The organism is Streptomyces poonensis (assembly GCF_014650915.1).
GTDB lineage: Bacteria > Actinomycetota > Actinomycetes > Streptomycetales > Streptomycetaceae > Streptomyces > Streptomyces poonensis.
Genome location: NZ_BMVW01000008.1, coordinates 113,851 through 131,329, shown reverse-complemented (window position 1 = coordinate 131,329; position 17,479 = coordinate 113,851). Strand labels below are relative to the sequence as shown.

13 protein-coding genes are annotated in these 17,479 nt (G+C 74.2%); 7 read left to right on the top strand and 6 right to left on the bottom strand.

Annotated elements, in window-relative coordinates; all coding sequences use genetic code 11:
* The first annotated feature begins 102 nt into the window (after positions 1–102).
* The gene (gene pepN / locus IE242_RS20900) at positions 103–2,676 is read left to right on the top strand and encodes an aminopeptidase N (RefSeq protein WP_189861506.1); all 2,574 of its coding nucleotides are present in this window, start codon (positions 103–105) and stop codon (positions 2,674–2,676) included.
* Positions 2,677–2,743: 67 nt separating this feature from the next.
* Here pepN and IE242_RS20895 read toward each other — a convergent pair whose 3' ends face one another.
* Both IE242_RS20895 and IE242_RS20890 read right to left on the bottom strand, forming a co-directional pair.
* Positions 2,744–4,162 (bottom strand): M14 family zinc carboxypeptidase, encoded by a 1,419-nt coding sequence (locus IE242_RS20895; RefSeq protein ID WP_444545835.1) that lies wholly within the window; start codon positions 4,160–4,162, stop codon positions 2,744–2,746.
* A 140-nt stretch (positions 4,163–4,302) separates the two neighbouring features.
* Positions 4,303–5,313 (bottom strand): EamA family transporter, encoded by a 1,011-nt coding sequence (locus IE242_RS20890; protein WP_189861502.1) that lies wholly within the window; start codon positions 5,311–5,313, stop codon positions 4,303–4,305.
* 132 nt (positions 5,314–5,445) lie between these two features.
* Here IE242_RS20890 and IE242_RS20885 point away from each other — a divergent pair, with 132 nt between their 5' ends.
* On the top strand, positions 5,446–5,955 hold the full coding sequence (locus IE242_RS20885; RefSeq protein WP_189861501.1) for a MarR family winged helix-turn-helix transcriptional regulator: 510 nt from the start codon (positions 5,446–5,448) through the stop codon (positions 5,953–5,955).
* A gap of 191 nt (positions 5,956–6,146) precedes the next feature.
* On the opposite strand, the gene IE242_RS20880 is transcribed toward IE242_RS20885, so the two are convergent.
* Positions 6,147–7,655: an FAD-dependent monooxygenase gene (locus IE242_RS20880; protein ID WP_229859200.1), complete on the bottom strand. Its 1,509-nt coding sequence runs from the start codon at positions 7,653–7,655 to the stop codon at positions 6,147–6,149.
* Between the two features lie 131 nt (positions 7,656–7,786).
* Here IE242_RS20880 and IE242_RS20875 point away from each other — a divergent pair, with 131 nt between their 5' ends.
* The gene (locus IE242_RS20875) at positions 7,787–8,380 is read left to right on the top strand and encodes a TetR/AcrR family transcriptional regulator (protein WP_189861499.1); all 594 of its coding nucleotides are present in this window, start codon (positions 7,787–7,789) and stop codon (positions 8,378–8,380) included.
* Between the two features lie 124 nt (positions 8,381–8,504).
* On the opposite strand, the gene IE242_RS20870 is transcribed toward IE242_RS20875, so the two are convergent.
* The 3 genes from IE242_RS20870 to IE242_RS20860 all read right to left on the bottom strand — a co-directional run bounded on the left by IE242_RS20870 (position 8,505) and on the right by IE242_RS20860 (position 11,257).
* A complete protein-coding gene (locus IE242_RS20870; protein WP_189861497.1) occupies positions 8,505–8,768 on the bottom strand; it encodes a hypothetical protein in 264 nt (87 codons plus the stop codon).
* Between the two features lie 92 nt (positions 8,769–8,860).
* Positions 8,861–10,975, bottom strand: coding sequence for a 4-alpha-glucanotransferase (malQ, locus tag IE242_RS20865; protein ID WP_229859199.1), 2,115 nt, complete (start codon positions 10,973–10,975; stop codon positions 8,861–8,863).
* A gap of 9 nt (positions 10,976–10,984) precedes the next feature.
* Complete coding sequence (locus IE242_RS20860; protein ID WP_189861493.1) at positions 10,985–11,257, bottom strand: hypothetical protein; 273 nt, start codon at positions 11,255–11,257, stop codon at positions 10,985–10,987.
* A gap of 265 nt (positions 11,258–11,522) precedes the next feature.
* On the opposite strand from IE242_RS20860, the gene IE242_RS20855 reads away from it, so the two are divergent.
* The 4 genes from IE242_RS20855 to IE242_RS20840 all read left to right on the top strand — a co-directional run bounded on the left by IE242_RS20855 (position 11,523) and on the right by IE242_RS20840 (position 17,385).
* Complete coding sequence (locus tag IE242_RS20855; RefSeq protein ID WP_189861491.1) at positions 11,523–14,651, top strand: glycoside hydrolase family 84 protein; 3,129 nt, start codon at positions 11,523–11,525, stop codon at positions 14,649–14,651.
* A gap of 135 nt (positions 14,652–14,786) precedes the next feature.
* Entirely contained in the window at positions 14,787–15,320 is a 534-nt protein-coding gene (locus IE242_RS20850; protein ID WP_189861489.1) for a PadR family transcriptional regulator, read from the top strand.
* Positions 15,317–16,015 (top strand): ABC transporter ATP-binding protein, encoded by a 699-nt coding sequence (locus IE242_RS20845; RefSeq protein WP_189861487.1) that lies wholly within the window; start codon positions 15,317–15,319, stop codon positions 16,013–16,015. The genes IE242_RS20850 and IE242_RS20845 overlap by 4 nt, the downstream gene beginning before the upstream one ends.
* Complete coding sequence (locus IE242_RS20840) at positions 16,012–17,385, top strand: FtsX-like permease family protein (protein ID WP_189861485.1); 1,374 nt, start codon at positions 16,012–16,014, stop codon at positions 17,383–17,385. Before IE242_RS20845 ends, IE242_RS20840 begins: the two co-directional genes overlap by 4 nt.
* Positions 17,386–17,479 lie beyond the last annotated feature (94 nt).

Here is a 17,479-nt window from a genome sequence, read left to right as displayed (position 1 = left end):
CGGCCGGTCATGTGAGTGAGGGCGCCCGCCGATTTGGGCGGGCGCCCTCACTACTCTCCGTGGCAGGATGGCGCAACCCACACATACCGAGGAGATGACCGCGTGCCTGGCACAAACCTGACCCGTGAAGAGGCGCAGCAGCGGGCGAAGCTGCTCACCGTTGACTCGTACGAGATCGATCTCGACCTCTCCGGCGCGCAGGAGGGGGGCACCTTCCGGTCCGTGACCACGGTGCGCTTCGAGGCCGCGGAGACGGGCGCGGAGTCCTTCATCGACCTGGTGGCCCCGACCGTCCACGAGGTCACCCTCAACGGCGACGCCCTCGACCCCGCCGAGGTCTTCGCGGACTCCCGCATCGCCCTGCCGGGGCTGCTGGAGGGGCGGAACATCCTCCGTGTCGTCGCCGACTGCGCGTACACCAACACCGGCGAGGGCCTGCACCGGTTCGTCGACCCGGTCGACGACCAGGCGTATCTGTACACGCAGTTCGAGGTCCCGGACGCCCGCCGGGTGTTCGCGAGCTTCGAGCAGCCCGACCTGAAGGCCACCTTCCAGTTCACCGTGAAGGCGCCGGAGGGCTGGACCGTCGTGTCCAACTCGCCGACCCCGGAGCCCAAGGACCACGTCTGGCACTTCGAGCCGACGCCGCGGATCTCCACGTACATCACCGCGCTGATCGCGGGCCCGTACCACTCGGTGCACAGTGTGTACGAGAAGGACGGGCAGAGCGTGCCGCTGGGCATCTACTGCCGTCCCTCGCTCGCCGAGTTCCTGGACGCGGACGCGATCTTCGAGGTCACCCGGCAGGGCTTCGACTGGTTCCAGGAGAAGTTCGACTACCCGTACCCGTTCGCCAAGTACGACCAGCTCTTCGTGCCGGAGTTCAACGCGGGCGCGATGGAGAACGCGGGCGCGGTCACCTTCCGCGACCAGTACGTGTTCCGGTCGAAGGTGACGGACGCGTCGTACGAGGCGCGCGCCGCGACGATCCTGCACGAGCTGGCCCACATGTGGTTCGGCGACCTGGTCACCATGGAGTGGTGGAACGACCTGTGGCTGAACGAGTCGTTCGCCACCTTCGCCGAGGTCGCCTGCCAGGCGTACGCGCCGGGCTCGAAGTGGCCGCACTCCTGGACCACCTTCGCCAACCAGATGAAGACGTGGGCCTACCGGCAGGACCAGCTCCCGTCGACGCACCCGATCATGGCGGAGATCAACGACCTGGACGACGTCCTCGTCAACTTCGACGGCATCACGTACGCCAAGGGCGCGTCCGTGCTGAAGCAGCTCGTCGCGTACGTCGGCATGGACGAGTTCTTCCGGGGCGTGCAGGCGTACTTCAAGCGCCACGCGTACGGCAACACGCGCCTGTCCGACCTGCTGGGCGCCCTGGAGGAGACCTCCGGGCGCGACCTGAAGACCTGGTCGAAGAAGTGGCTGGAGACGGCCGGCATCAACATCCTGCGCCCGGAGATCGAGACCGACGCGGAGGGTGTCATCACCTCCTTCGGCATCCGCCAGGAGGCCCCCGCCCTGCCCGCCGGCGCCAAGGGCGAGCCCACCCTGCGCCCGCACCGCATCGCGGTCGGCTTCTACGACCTCGACGAGGCGAGCGGCAAGCTGGTGCGCGGTGAGCGTGTCGAGCTGGACGTGGACGGTGAGCTGACCGCCGTACCGCAGCTGGTGGGGAAGGCCCGCCCGGCCGTGGTCCTGCTCAACGACGACGACCTGTCGTACGCCAAGGTCCGCCTCGACGAGGACTCCCTCGCCTTCGTCACCGAGCACCTCGGCGACTTCGAGTCGTCCCTCCCGCGCGCGCTGTGCTGGGCGTCTGCCTGGGACATGACCCGGGACGGCGAGCTCGCCACCCGCGACTACCTGTCCCTGGTGCTGTCCGGCATCGGCAAGGAGTCCGACATCGGTGTCGTGCAGTCGCTGCACCGGCAGGTCAAGCTGGCGGTCGACCTGTACGCCGACCCGGCGGCGCGCGAGGCGCTGCTGACCCGCTGGACGGACGCCACGCTGGCCCACCTGCGGGCGGCCGAGGCCGGCTCGGACCACCAGCTGGCCTGGGCGCGCGCCTTCGCGGCGACCGCGCGGACGCCGGAGCAGCTGGACCTGCTGGAGGCCCTGCTGGACGGTTCGGAGACCGTCGAGGGCCTGGCCGTCGACACCGAGCTGCGCTGGGCGTTCGTGCAGCGGCTCGCGGCCGTGGGCCGCTTCGACGAGGCGGAGATCGCGGGCGAGTACGAGCGGGACCGGACGGCGGCGGGCGAGCGGCACGCGGCCACGGCCCGCGCCGCGCGCCCGACCGAGGAGGCGAAGGCGGAGGCCTGGGCGTCGGTCGTGGCGTCCGACAAGCTCCCGAACGCCGTGCAGGAGGCCGTCATCGCGGGCTTCGTCCAGACCGACCAGCGTGAGCTGCTCGCCCCGTACGCGGAGAAGTACTTCGAGGCCGCCAAGGGCGTCTGGGACTCCCGTTCCCACGAGATGGCCCAGCAGATCGTCATCGGTCTGTACCCGTCGGTCCAGGTCTCGCCGGAGACCCTCGACCGCACGGACGCCTGGCTGGCCTCCGTCGACCCGACCCCGGCCCTGCGCCGGCTCGTCTCCGAGTCCCGCGCGGGCGTGGAGCGGGCGCTGAAGGCACAGGCGGCGGACGCGGCGGCGAAGTAGCGGGAGCGCCTTCACACGGCGGCGAAGCAGCAGGAGCGCCTCCACGCGGCGACGGGCGCCCGGTGGTTCACCGGGCGCCCTCTCTCGTGCCCGGGCCCAGGAGCAGGCCGGCGAGGCGCAGCATGGCGTGGGCGTGCAGCGCGGTCTGCCGGCGGACGGGCAGCCAGCGGGCCCCGAAGGAGGTCTCCAGCTCCCGGCACCACCGGCGCACCAGGTCGTCGAGCGCGCTCGCGGCCGCCGGGTCGGCGGGCGGGTCGCCGAGGGCCTGCCGCAGCATCGCCGCCGCGCGCAGGGGGATGCGCCGGGCCGCGATGTCGAGGGAGACGGAGTTGCCGACGGTGGTGGCGAGTCCGACCCCGCCGAGGCCGTCCGCGAGGTAGCTCTTCCAGGTGTGCACGATGGCGGGTCCGACGCCCAGCAGTTCGCGGCCGGCGGCGTCGTACGGGAGGAGCCCGTCGGGGACCCGGGGCCGGGGGGCGGTACCGAGGGCCGCCTCCACCTGTTCGCCGCGTTGCAGCAGGGTCCGGCTCACCCGGGCGATGTGCTCCTCGGGGGCGGCCGTGCGCCGGGGGTCGCCCACGGCGTCCGCCGCCCACATCGGGGCCTCGATCACGGCCGTCACGGTGCCGTGCCGCATGGCGTATGTCCAGGTCACCTCGGAGAGGAAGCCGGACGCGTCGCGCTCGTCGGAGGGTTCGGTGCCGGCTTCGGTGCCGGACAGCACGAGGACGCCGGGTCCCTCGACGAACCAGTCCACGCCGTCGAAGGGCCGGTGCTCCACCGGTATCCGCAGGTTCCCCGCCAGTTCGCGGAACGTCCGGGCGGCGCCGGAGACCTCGCGGGTCAACTGCAGGAAGGTTCCACCCACTTCGATGCCGTGCAGGGAGAACTGGACGGCGGGCCGCAGTTCGTCGAGGAGTCCCACGAGCACGTCGGACTCGGGCAGGGGTGCCCGCGCGCGGGTTCCGGTGGGCCGGAACTCCGGCTGGCAGGTGAACTCCTGCCGGTAGAAGTGCCGGTAGTACCGCTCGACGCGCCACCCCCGGAACGCCCGGCCGTGGCGCTCGGCCAGGCTCATGCCGTCGGGGTCCAGGCACAGCAGGAAGTGCCAGGTGCAGTCGAGGGCGTCGAGCTGCGCGGGATCGAGGGCGAACCGCTCGGCGAGCCGGATCGCGGAGGCGCCGCCGACGGGTTCGTTGGAATGCGCTCCGGCGACCGTGAGGACGTGGCGCCGCCCGTGCCCCGCGGACAGCAGCCACAAGGGGCGGCCCGCGCGCGAGGTGCCGACGGTGCTCAGCCGCAGCAGGCCGGGACGCGCCGCGGTCAAGGCCTCGGCATAACGGACCAGTTCGCCTGTCGTGGGGTAGATCCCCGCGGCCGTGAGGTGAGGGAGGGGAACGCCCGGCCCCGGTGCGGGGGTGGGAGCAGGGCTGGGAGCGGTGGGTTCACGTAAGGCGGTCGCGGGCGCGGGACCGGTAGCAGCCACGCCAACTCCTTCGCCGGAAACGGATGGTGGGGGAGTTCCGGTGTCGTCGTCCTGCGCTCAAGGTGGTCGCGCGCACGGAAGGCGTGCGCACGGGGGGCGGGCGCACACGGCGGACGTACGTCGTACGGTCGGCGCGCCGGTCAAGAGCGGGTTCTGCCCAAGGCTCGGCTGGCCGGTCGGGGAGTGTCAAGGCCATGTACGCGCGAATCCGGCCGATGACGGGTGCGGAGGCGGAGGCCGGCGCGGAGGCGGAGACGGGTGCGGGTTCCTGTGCGCGTGCGGGTACGGGGCTGGAGCTGCCCGAGGACCGTCGCCCCGAACGCCAGCGCCATCCCCGCCAGCTGGACCGGCGTCAGCGCCTCGCCGAGCGCGGCCCATCCGACGGCGGCCGCGGTGAGCGGGGAGAGCGGTCCGAGGAAGGTGACCTGGGTGGCGGTGAGCCGCCCGATGCCGCGGAACCACAGCCAGTACGCGACCGCCGTGTTCGCCAGCGCGAGGTAGAGGTACCCGCCGGCCGCCCGGCCGTCCAGCGCGGGCGGGGCGCCCTCGACCAGGAGGGCGAGGGGTGCGATGACCAGTCCTCCCGCGGTCAGCTGCCAGCCGGTGAGCGCGAGCGGGCCGATGCCCTCCGGTCGGCCCCAGCGCTTGGTGAGCACCGTGCCCGTCGACATGCAGGCGGTGGAGGCGAGCGCCGCGAGGACACCGACGGCGTCGAGCGCGTCCGCCGCCCTGAGCACGACGAGGCTCACCCCGAGCGCCGCGGCGACACCGGTGAGCAGCGTGCGCGCGGTCGGGCGTTCAGCCAGCAGTACGGCGGCCAGCCCGGCGACGAACAGCGGCCCCAACGAGCCGACGACCGCGGCCGTCCCGCCCGGCAGCCGGTACGCCGAGAGGAACAGCAGCGGAAAGAAGGCACCGATGTTCAGCGCGCCCAGGACCACCGACTTCCACCACCAGGCTCCCCGGGGCAGCACCCGCGCGAGGGCGAGCAGCAGCAGCCCGGCGGGCAGGGCCCGCATCAGCGCCGTGAACAGGGGGCGGTCCGCCGGGAGGAACTCGGTGGTGACGGCGTAGGTGGTGCCCCAGGAGACGGGGGCGAGGGCGGTGACGGCGATGAGTCCTGCGGGGGTGGGGCGGCGGTTCGCGGTCATGGGTGCGCCCTTCGCGAGGTCACGGCGGCATGGGGCCGCCAGTTGGCTTGCTCGCGATTAGCTTAGCGCTAAGCAACTTGCCTGCAAGTGACTTTCTTGCGGCAGAGCGGCGAACCGACGGATACTCCCCCCATGAACCACTCCGCCGGCACCGGCAAGGACCCCGTCGACGCGATCGTCGACCAGTGGGCGGCGGCCCGGCCCGACCTGGACACCACCGCCATGGAGGTCTTCGGCCGGGTCTCCCGGCTCTCACGGACGGTGGGCGACCGCATGGAGAAGGCGTACGCGCGATTCGGCATCTCGCGCGGGGAGTTCGACGTCCTGGCCACCCTGCGCCGCTCGGGCCCCCCGTACACCCTCTCCCCCAGGCAGCTGTCGGCGACGCTGATGCTCACCACGGGCGGCATGACCGGCCGCCTCGACAAACTGGAACGCGCGGACCTGCTCCGCCGCTCCCCCGACCCGCACGACCGGCGGGGACTCCAGGTGACCCTCACGGACGAGGGACTGCGGCTGGCCGACGAGGCGGTCGTCGCCGGACTGGCCGTCCAGACCGAGGCGCTCTCCCACCTGAACGAGGAACAGGCCGGCCAGCTGGCCGGCCTGCTGCGCGTACTGGTGCGGGGCACGGGCGCCTGATGCTCGCCACGGTGCCACTCCGTAAGCGGTCCCCCTGGGCCATGCATGGCGCTGGTACGAGAACCGGCGGAACAGGGCCCTGACGCTGCTGCGATGGTCAGAGCCTGCCGTTCCCCCTCCGTCACGGCGCTGCCATCGCGGATGAGTTCGACACCGTCTACACGGCCGTGACCGCTGGGCCGGCGGCCTCGTCAGCGCCCCAGGGCCGCAGCCAGGGCCGTCTTCACGGCCCGCGCGTCGGCCGCCCCCTCGTCGGCCGCCCAGGCCACGTACCCGTCGGGCCGCACCAGCACGGTCGTACGCCGGTCGCTCGCCCAGCTCTCCACCGCGAGACGGTCCTCGGCGGCGAGCTCCTTCGCCGGGTCCGACCCGGGCGACTGTCGCGGCGACTGCGGCGTGATGAGCACGAACCGGCCGCCGCGCAGGGCCTCGTACAGGCGGCCGCCCTTCAGGGCGACGTCCGGGGCCCGCAGGCCGACGAACCGGTGGGCGCCGCGCGGTGCCGCGTACTTGTAGCCGATGCCGCTGATCTGGCCGAGCACCCGGGCGCGGGCCGGGCCGACACGGCCGAGGAACGCGGTGAGCGCGGCCCGGAACGCCAGCGTCCACGGATACTTCGCCATCGCCATCCGTACGATCCCGCCGCTGCTGCGGAGCACGGACCGGCCGACGGGGTGGCGCTCGGCCTCGTAGGTGTCGAGCAGGGACGGGTCCGCGTGGCCGCCGAGGACCGCGGCCAGCTTCCAGCCGAGGTTGGCCGCGTCCTGGAGCCCGGTGTTCATGCCCTGGCCGCCGGCCGGGCTGTGGACGTGCGCGGCGTCCCCGGCGAGGAAGACGCGGCCCACCCGGTAGCTGGGGGCCTGGCGTTCGTCGCTGTGGAAGCGGGACATCCAGCGGGCGTCGCGCATGCCGTAGTCGCGGCCGAGGGCGCGCCGGACGACCTCCCTGACCTCGTCCAGCCCGACCGGCTCGCTGTCGGGGACGTCGCGGCGGCGGTCCCAGGCGACGATCCGGTGGTAACCGTCGCCGAAGGGCGCGATGAAGGCGAAGGCGTCACCGACGGCGTGCGCGGTCAGCAGGTCCTCGGGCGCCTCGTCCAGCCGTACGTCCGCGAGGAGGACGGACCGGATGACTGACTTGCCCGGGAAGGGCAGGCCGACCGCGTCCCGCACGGCGCTGCGGTGCCCGTCGGCCCCGACGACGTACGCGGCGGTCAGTGTCTCCGGCTCGCCGGCCGGCCCCTTGACGTCCACGGTCACGGTGTCGGCGCTCTGCCGCAGACCGGTGACCTCGGTCTCGTACCGGAACCGCACCCCGGCCTCGGCCGCCCGCCGCTCCAGCACCTTCTCCACCTCGTACTGCGGGATCACGAGCACGTGCCGGAAGCGTGAGGGCAGGGCGTCGAACCGGATGGTGAGCTGCCCGAAGAGCCGGGCCCGGTCCGCCGGCCGGCCCTTCGCCTCCAGCTCGTCGGCGAGCCCGCGGGCGTCGAGCTGCTCCAGGCTGCGGGCGTGCACGGCGAACGCGCGGGACAGATTGCTGATCTTGTGCGGGCGCTTCTCGACGAGCGTGACCCGGAGCCCGGCGGCGGCCAGGTCACCGGCCAGCAGCAGCCCGGTGGGGCCGGCTCCGACGACGATGACGTCGGACAGGGAGTCGGGCAGGGAGTCGGGCAGGGAGCGGGTGGTGGTGCTGTTCACGGCGACCTCCTGAGCGGGACGGACGGCCGTTGGTCAACGCTTGTTGGCCAACACCTGTTTGCCAACATACGGCGGCCCGACAGGAGCGTCAACACTTGTTGGCCTACATGTGTTGGCCTACGTTTGTGGGCATGACCGACACAGGCACACCGGCACCGCCGCGGCGCTCCGACGCCACGCGCACCGCGATCCTCACCGCGGCGCGGGAGCGGTTCGCCGCCGACGGCTACGAGCGGGCCACCATCCGCGCCATCGCGAGGGACGCGGGCATCGACCCGTCGATGGTGATGCGGTACTACGGCTCGAAGGAGGGCCTGTTCGCCGCGGTCCTCGATGTGAACCTGCAGCTGCCCGCACCGGAGGGACTCGACCCGCGGCGGATGGGCGAGATCCTCGTCGGCCACTTCCTCGACCTGTGGGAGGAGAACGAGGTCCTCACCGTGATGCTGCGCGTCGGAGTGACCAACCCCGCGGGCGGCGAGCGCCTGCGGGGCGTCTTCCGGGACCAGCTGGTGTCCCTGGCCCGCCATGTGTGCCCCGATCCGGAGCAGGCGCCGGCCCGGGCCGCGCTCGTCGCCTCACAGATACTGGGGATGGCGCTCACCCGCTACATCCTGCGCCTGCCGCCCACCGTCGCCCTGAGCCGCGAGGAGATCGTGGCGTGGCTGGGCCCGACAGTGCAGCGTTATCTCACGGCGCCGTATCCGGCGCCGTACCCCCGATGACGCAGGCCGTGCGGCGTACGCAGGCAAGACGTCGAGGGCACCCACCGCGCACACACGGTGCGGTGGATGCCCTCGACGTGAAGTTGTACGCGGCGTGCGGCCGCGGACCGCGGCGCGGCGGCCGTCAGGCCTTCGCCGCGGCCTTGCCCTTGGCCTTCGGCTCGCGGTCCGTCGACCGGTCCAGGACCATGACCAGGCCCGCGATCACCGCGAACAGGACGATCGGCGCCACGACGAACAGACCCAGCGTCTCGATCACGCTCAGGCCGGACCCCGGGTCGTCACCGTCGTCGCGCGTCAGCGCGAGCGCGGGGGACGACATGAGCAGCATCATCAGCGTCGTACCGGCAGCCAGGGCGCCGGCGCGCAGGGCGTTCTTCTTGTCCACGGTGCAAAACTAGCGAACGCCCGCGCGAACCGCGCGCCCGGGGGTGCCGTACGAAGCACCCCGGGCGCCGCGGGTCACGCCACCGCACGCCCTCACCGCCCCCGCAGCACGTCCACCAGCGCGTGCAGCCGGGGCGATCCCGCCAGGTCCTCCAGGGCGACCGGGCGGCCGGCGGCGTCGGCGATCGGGAGGCGCCAGTTGGGGTACTGGTCCCAGGTGCCCGGCAGGTTCTGCGGGCGCCGGTCGCCGACCGCGTCCGGCAGCCAGAGGCCGACCAGGCGGGCCGGGGTGCGCAGCAGGAAGCGGTGGACCGCCTGGATCTCGGCCTCCTCCGACGCGGAGCAGATGCCTCCGCTCGCCCCTCGCAGCAGCCCCAGCCGGGAGAGCACGGTCAGCCACTCCCGCGTGTCGGCGGCGGCGGCTGCGCGTTCCTCCTCCAGCGGGCGGGTGAGCAGGCCGAGGCGGTCGCGGAGTTCGACGTGGTCGCCCGTCAGCCGGGAGGCGGTGGACGGCAGATCGTGGGTGGTGGCCGTGGCCAGGCAGTTGGCCCGCCAGTGCTCGGGCGGCAGCGGCAGCCCGTCGCCCTCCCAGTCGCGTTCGAACCACAGCACCGACGTACCCAGGACGCCCCGGGCGTCGAGGGCCTCGCGCACGCCCGGCTCGACCGTCCCCAGGTCCTCGCCGATCACCAGGGTCCCGGTCCGGGACGCCTCCAGGACGAGTATCGCCAGCATGGCCTCGGCGTCGTAACGGACGTACGTGCCCTCGGTCGGCGCCTGGCCCTGGGGCACCCACCACAGCCGGAACAGTCCCATCACATGGTCGATGCGCAGGGCGCCCGCGCGCCGCAGCAGGGCCCGCAGCAGCCGGCGGTACGGGACGTAGCCGGAGGCGGCCAGGCGGTCGGGGCGCCAGGGCGGCAGGCCCCAGTCCTGGCCGCGGGCGTTGAAGGCGTCCGGGGGCGCGCCGACCGACATGCCGGCGGCGAAGTGGTCCTGCTGAGCCCAGGCGTCGGCCCCGTTCGGGTGGACGCCGACGGCCAGGTCGTGCACGAGCCCCACCGGCATCCCCGCGTCGCGCGCGGAGCGCTGCGCGGCGGCGAGCTGTTCGTCGGTGAGCCAGGCCAGCCGGCAGTGGAAGTCGACGCGGTCCATCAGCCCGGCCCGCGCGCGGGCGGTCTCGGGCGAGCGGGGGTCGCGCAGCCCGGCGGGCCAGCGCCGCCAGTCGGAACCGTGCACCTCGGCGAGCGCGCACCACGTGGCGTGGTCCTCCAGCGCCTCGCCCTCCTCGGCGAGGAAGTCGGCATAGGCGGCCCGCCGTCCGGGTCCGAGCGGTACGCCGTACACGAGTTCCAGGGCCTCGCGCTTGAGCTCCCACACGGCGTCGCGGTCGATCAGCCCGCCCCCGGGCTCTCCCTCGCCCGGCGCACCCGCGCCCGGCACACCAGCGCCAGGCCGTCCCTTGCCGAGCACGGAGTCGCGCAGCCGCGCGGCCCGGTCGAGCAGCGCCCGCACCCGTCCGCGGTCCTCGACGTACGCGTACTCGGGGACGTCCTCGACCCGCAGATGCACCGGGTCCGGGTAGCGGCGCGAGGACGGCCGGTACGGGGAGGGGTCGGTCGGGGCGCCGGGGACGGCCGCGTGCAGCGGGTTCACCTGTACGAACCCGGCGCCGAGCGCACGCCCGGCCCAGGCGGCCAGCTCGGCGAGGTCACCGAGGTCGCCCATGCCCCAACTGCGCCGGGAGAGCAGGGAGTAGAGCTGGACGAGGAGTCCGTACGCGCGTCCTGGCGGCGCGGGCAGCCTCGGCGGGGCGACGACGAGGTGGGCGTCGGCGGTGCGGCCGTCGGGGGCGGTGGCGTGCAGGGCGTGGACGCCGGGAGGCAGGTTCCCGGCGGCGGAGCGCAGTTCGCCCTGCTCGGTCTCGATACGCAGGCGGGTGCCGTCGGGGAGGCCGTCCAGGGCGGCGGGCGCCCGGCCGGCCCAGCACACCACCGTGGGCGGTAACAGCCGCTCGCGCAGCTCCTGTTCGCGTGCGGCGAGGGCGTCGCGCAATGCCTGCGGGGTGCGCGCGTCGACGTCCAGTGCGGCGAGGGCCGCGACGACGGCGCTGTCCGAGGCGGGGACCGTACGGCCCGGGGACGGGCTGTAGGAGGTGGCGACACCGTGCAGACGGGCGAGCCGGGCCAGCGGGGTCTCGTCCCCCATACCTTCCATCTACACCCCCGAGGGAGCGAAGTCCCAGTCGGCACCCGCGGGTGTCGGTTCGCTGGTCAGGGGCGCGGCGTCGGTGAGCGGCGGCTCGCTGGTGAGGGGTTCGGCGTCGGGCAGGGGAGGCTCGCTCGTCAGTGGGGTCTCCGTGCAGGCACCCTCCGCGCTGAAGACGCACACGTGGTGCCCGGGGTCGGCGGACGGCTCCGCCGCGGGTGCGGGGGGCGAGGGCTCCGCCACAGGTTTGGAGCGAGTCGGGAGCGGAACTTGTGCGGCCACGGGGGCCTCCTTGTCGTCGTACGGCTGTGGCGGGTAACCGCAGCCCTACCCCGTGGGCGCCGCCGCAGACGTGCGCGACCGGACAACGTGGCGCCGGTCACACACCCTCCGTCACACCACCGTCACCGGGTGTATCAAGTTGGGCAATTCTGGCACATCGGCCACACCCGTTGACACTCCGACCGCACGGATGGTGGGCTCGACGCCGCCCTGACGCGAGACGTGGACGTTCGGGCACACGCAGCGAGAAACGGGGGAGACAGCCGTGCGGCTTCGGTACGGAAAGAGAGCGACGGCTGTCGCGATCGCCGTCGTCGCCGGTGCGCTGGGAGCGGCGTCCGCCCTGACGGGCGGCCCGGGTCCGGCCGCACCGACGGCCGCCCCGGCCCGTGCGGACCGGCCCGCGCCGACGACGCCCCACGGCTCCCCGCACCCCACGCCCTCCCCCGAGCAGACCGCACCTTCCCTCGACCGGACCGCTCCCGCCGCCCGGAACACGTCCGCGCGGCAGGGCGCCCTCCCGTCGGTCTGGCCGCGTCCGCAGTCCCTGCACGCGCGCGGGTCCGGGGTCGCGGTCACGGACGAGGTGGCCCTGGCCGCGGACGCGGCGGCCGATCCGTACGCCCTCGACGCACTGCGCAAGCTGCTCCGGGAGGCCGGGGCGCGCACGGTCACGACGGTCCCCGAAGGGGACGCGCTGCCGTCCGGCGCCCTGGTGGTGCGCGCGGGCGAGGGGACGGTGGAGACGGCGGGCACGGCGGGCACGGCAGAGACGGTGGGCACGGCGCCGGACGCGCCCGGCGCCGCCCTGGAGAAGGCCCTCACCGCCCTGGGCGCCGCCCCCCGCGCCGATCTCCCCTCCGGCGGCTACCGCCTGGCCGTCGGCCGGGCCGCGGGCCGGGACACCGTCGCGCTGGAGGGCGTGGGGGAGGACGGCCTGTTCCACGCCGTACAGACGCTGCGGCAGCTGCTCACCGGGCGCACCGCGGAGCGCATCGCGGGCGTCGTCGTCCGCGACTGGCCCGGCACCTCCGTCCGCGGCACCTCCGAGGGCTTCTACGGCACCCCGTGGACCCACGAACAGCGCCTGTCGCAGCTGGACTTCATGGGCCGCACCAAGCAGAACCGTTACGTCTACGCCCCCGGGGACGACCTCCACCGCCAGGCACGCTGGCGGGAGCCGTACCCGGAGCGGCAGCGCACCGCGTTCCGGGAACTGGCGGAACGGGCGAGCCGCAACCACGTCACCCTGACCTGGGCGGTGGCGCCGGGACAGGCGATGTGCTTCTCGTCGGAGGACGACGTACGGGCGCTGACCCGGAAGCTGGACGCCATGTGGGAGCTGGGCTTCCGGGCGTTCCAGCTCCAGTTCCAGGACGTGAGCTACACCGAGTGGCACTGCCGGGCGGACGCGGAGACGTTCGGCTCGGGACCGGAGGCCGCGGCCCGCGCCCAGGCTCAGGTGGCCGACGCGGTCGCCCGGCACCTCGCCGAGCGGCACCCGGACGCGCCCGCGCCGACCGTGATGCCGACCGAGTACTACCAGGACGGCCCGACCGCCTACCGGCGCGCCCTGGCGTCCGCGCTGGACGACGGGATCGCGGTGGCGTGGACGGGCGTGGGCGTCGTCCCGCGGACCATCACCGGGGCCGAACTCGCCCGCACCCGCACGGCGTTCGCCGGGCATCCCCTGGTCACGGTCGACAACTACCCGGTCAACGACTACGCCCAGGACCGTCTCTTCCTGGGCCCCTACACCGGCCGCCAGCCCGCCGTCGCGAGCGGTTCGGCGGCGCTGCTGGCCACCGCGATGGAGCAGGCGGAGGCGTCCCGCATCCCGCTGTTCACGGTCGCGGACTACGCGTGGAACCCGCGCGCGTACCGCTCCGACGAGTCCTGGAGGGCCGCGATCGCCGACCTGGCGGGAGGCGACCCGGACCGTACGGAGGCCCTCACGGCGCTGGCGGGCAACGCCGCCTCGTCGGTGCTCGGCGGCGACGAGTCGGCGTATCTGCGTCCGCTCATCGAGGAGCTGTGGCGGGCGCGTACGGCGACGGAGACGGACCGCGCCGCGTGGGAGCGGGCGGCACGGCGGCTGCGTGCGGCGTTCACGGTGATGCGCGAGACCCCGGACCGCCTGGCCGGCTCCTCGCTCGCCGCCGAAGCGGCCCCCTGGACCGAACGGCTGGCGCGCTACGGCGAGGCGGGCGAGACGGCCGTCGCGATGCTGGACGCGCAGGCGCGCGGCGACGCCACGGCGGCCTGGACGGCGTACCGGACACTGGACCGCCTGCGCGCCGGGCTCGGCGAGAGCGGGGCGACGGTCGGCGAGGGCGTGCTGGACCCCTTCCTCACGCGGGCCCACACGGCGTACGGCTCATGGGCCGGGCTGGGCCGGCGGACGTCGTCCCCGGACGGCGGCCGCTTCGACCGGGTCCGCACGCTGGCCGGGGTGACGGTGCTCGCCGACCCCGATGAGGAAGGTGCGGCGGAAGGAACGGTCGAGGCGCACATACCGCACGAGGGCTGGCGGCCACTCGGCACGCTCGCGCGCGGGGGCGCCACGGAGCTCCGCCTCCGGGACGCCGTACGGGCGGACGCCCTGCGCGTGACCGGCGGCGCCACCGTGCGCCACCTCGTGCCCTGGTACGCGGACACCCCGGCCGCCTCCCTGGAGCTGTCGCGCCCGGAGACGGACGTGGAGATCGGCGGCGGGCCCGGCACGGTCACGGCCCGCCTGACCCCCCTGCGGCCGGCCGGCGTCCGCGGGCGGCTCACCGTACGGGCACCTGAGGGCATCGAGGTGAAGGCGCCGGCCCGGCCGGTCCTGCCGCGCGGCACGGAGGTGGCCGTACCGATCGAGGTGACGGTGCCCGCCGGGACTCCCTCGGGGACGTACGAGGTCTCGCTGTCCTTCGGCGACGGCGACAGCGCCCGCGCGGAACGCACGCTGACGGTGCGGGCCTTCCCGCGCACGGCGGGCCGCGACCTCGCGCGCGGGGCGACGGCGACGTCCTCGGCGGACGAGACGGCGGACTTCCCCGCGGCGGCGGCCACCGACGGCGATCCGGACACCCGTTGGTCGTCCCCGGCCGAGGACGGCGCCTGGTGGCAGACGGAGCTGCCCCGTCCGGTACGGCTCGGCCAGGTGGTGCTGCACTGGCAGGACGCGTACGCGGCGGAGTACCGCGTGCAGGTCTCGGCCGACGGCCGCACCTGGCGCACGGCGGCGACCGTACGGCACGGCGAGGGCGGCCGTGAGGCGGTCCGCATGGACGAGCGGGACGTGCGGTTCGTGCGGGTGCAGGGGGTCGAGCGGGCCACGCGGTACGGGTACTCGCTGTGGTCGGTGGAGGCGTACGCGGTGGCGGGAGGGGCTTCGGAGGACCGCTGACACTCCGGTGACACTCCCGCCCCGTTCCGCAAGGGCCGCACGGGTCGGCAGGTCGGGCGGGCCGGGCGGGCCGGACAGAACTTTTTCACCGCCAGCTATTCACTCAGTACATATACCGAGTACATACTGGTCGACATGAGCACCCGTCACATCCTGCTGGGGCTGCTCGCCGGAGGGCCGAGCCACGGCTACGACCTCAAGCGGCGGCATGACGAACGCTTCCCGCAGGCCCGCCCCCTGGCCTACGGGCAGGTCTACACGACCTTGCAACGGCTGGTCCGCGACGGGCTGGCCGAGGTCGAGGGCACGGACTCCGACGGGGGCCCGGAGCGCACGATGTACCGCGCGACGGACGAGGGAGGGCGTGAACTGGCCGGGTGGGCCGGGGAGATCGCCCCGCCCGCGCCGTTCGTGACGAACGAGATCTTCGCCAAGGTCGTCGTCTCGATCCTGGCCGGCGGCGACCCGGCCGCCTACCTCCAGGCGCAGCGCACCGCGCACATGGAGCGGATGCGGGAGCTCACTGCGGTGAAGACCGCCCGGAGCTCCGATCTCGCGACGGTGCTCTCGGCGGACTACGCCCTCAACCACCTCGACGCCGATCTCCGCTGGATGACCACCACCGCGGCCCGGCTGACGACACTGACCGCGGAGGTCGACGCCTCATGAACCATCAGACGGAGGTCCCGGTGCCGCTGCTGGCGGCCCGCGACCTGGCGAAGTCCCACGGCCGCACCCCGGCGCTGCGCGGCGCCTCGGTGGAGCTGCGGGAGGGCGAGATCCTCGCCGTCACCGGCCCGAGCGGCAGCGGCAAGTCGACACTGCTGCACTGCCTGGCGGGCATCGTCCGGCCGGACGGCGGCTCCGTGGCCTACAGCGGCGAGCGGCTGGACCGGCTGCCCGAGAAGCGGCTGAGCGAGCTGCGCCGTACGGAGTTCGGGGTGGTGTTCCAGTTCGGGCAGCTGATCCCCGAGCTGACGGCACTGGACAACGTGGCGCTGCCGCTGTTGCTGACGGGCACCCCGCGCGCGGAGGCGCGGGCGCGGGCGGGTGAGTGGCTGGAGCGGTTCGGTGTGCGCGGGCAGGAGGAGCTGCGACCGGGTGAGATGAGCGGCGGTCAGGCCCAGCGGGTGTCCCTGGCGCGGGCACTGGTGACAGGGCCGCGGGTCGTCTTCGCGGACGAGCCGACGGGCGCGCTGGACTCGCTGGCCGGTGAGCAGGTGATGTCGGCGCTCGTCCACACGGCCCGTGAGGCCGGTACGTCGGTGCTGCTGATCACGCACGACGCGCGGGTGGCGGCGTACGCGGACCGCGAGGTGCAGCTGCTGGACGGTGCGGTGGTTCCGCAGGGGGTGACGGTATGAGCGGCTCCCCGCAGAGACCCCCGCGCGGCTCCCTGCGCTCCGATCTGCGGCTGGCCTGGCTGCTGACCCGGGGCTCCGACCGGCGGGAGTGGTGGCGGGTGACGCTGACGGCGGTGGGGGCGGGGCTGGCGACGGGTTTCGCGCTCGCCGCGGCGGCCCTGGCCTCGCTGTCGGGGTACCACGCCGTCCCGTACGCCGACGGGCTGCTGGACGAGCCGGGCACCCGCGACGGTGTGGTGTTCGCCCTGCTCCTGCTGCTCGTACCGGTGCTCGGCTTCCTCGGCCAGTGCGCCCGGATCGGCGCGGTGCACCGTGACCGGCGACTGGCGGCGCTGCGGCTCGCGGGCGCCGCACCGTGGCAGGTGCGACGGATCGCCGCGCTGGAGTCGGGGCTGGCCTGTCTGCTGGGGTCGGCCGTGAGCACGGTCTTCTCCGTGCTGTTCCTGCTGCGGCTCGGGCGGGTCCCGGCCGTGGCATGGCTCGGGATCGCGCTGGTCGCGGTGGCCGTACCGGTACTCGGGGCCGCCGTGAGCGCCGTCTCGCTGCGGCGGGTGGTCGCGTCCCCGCTGGGCTGGGTGCGGCGGGTGCGTCCGGAGACGGACAAGGGGATGCGGGCGCTGCTTCTGGCCTCCGTGCTGCTGACCGGCGTCGCGGCCCTGCTGGTCGCGGTCGGTACGCGCGGCAGGTTCGCCGGACTCCCGCTCGTCGTCTTCGCGCTGGTGGTCCTCACCGGCATGGGAGCGGTCTGGGCGGCCGGTGCCTCCGCCCGGCTCACCGGACGGCTGCTGGCCGCCCGGACCCGGAGCGCGGCGGTGCTGATCGCCGCGGAACGGCTGCGGGACGACCCGTGGGCCGCGGCCCGCTCCCATGCCGCCGCGCTGCTGGTGGCGATCGTCGGTACCGGTTTCGTGGGCGTCCGGGAGGTACTGCTCGACGCCCTGGCCGCGAACGGCCACTACTCCCCCGACGGTCTCGCCTTCTACACCACGGGCATCGACCTCACGGCCGCGGCGATCCTCGTGGCCCTCGCCATCACCCTGGGCGGCCTCGCCGTCGGCGCCGCCGAGTCCCTGGCCACCCGCCGCCGGGGCCTGGCCGCGCAGGCCGCGGCGGGCGTGCCGCGCGAGGTACTCGGCAAGGCCCTGCTGCTGGAGACGGCGCTCCCGCTGGCCCCGGCCATGGTGATCGCGGGCATCGGCGGCATGGCCGTGTCGACCTGGTACGCCGTGCTGGCGGGCGGGGGCCGGTCGATCCCCCTGCTGCCGCTGCTGACGCCGTTCGCGATCTATGCCGCGTGCCTGCTGACGGCCGCCACCTCGCTCCCCCTGCTGCGCCGCACGGTGCGCCCGGCGGAGCTGCGGTACGTCTGACGGAGCTGCGGTACGCCTGACGGCCCCACGCGCACGGCGTTCCGGGAGGCACCGGGGGACCTCCCGGAATGCCGTCGCACGACAGAGAGGCGGG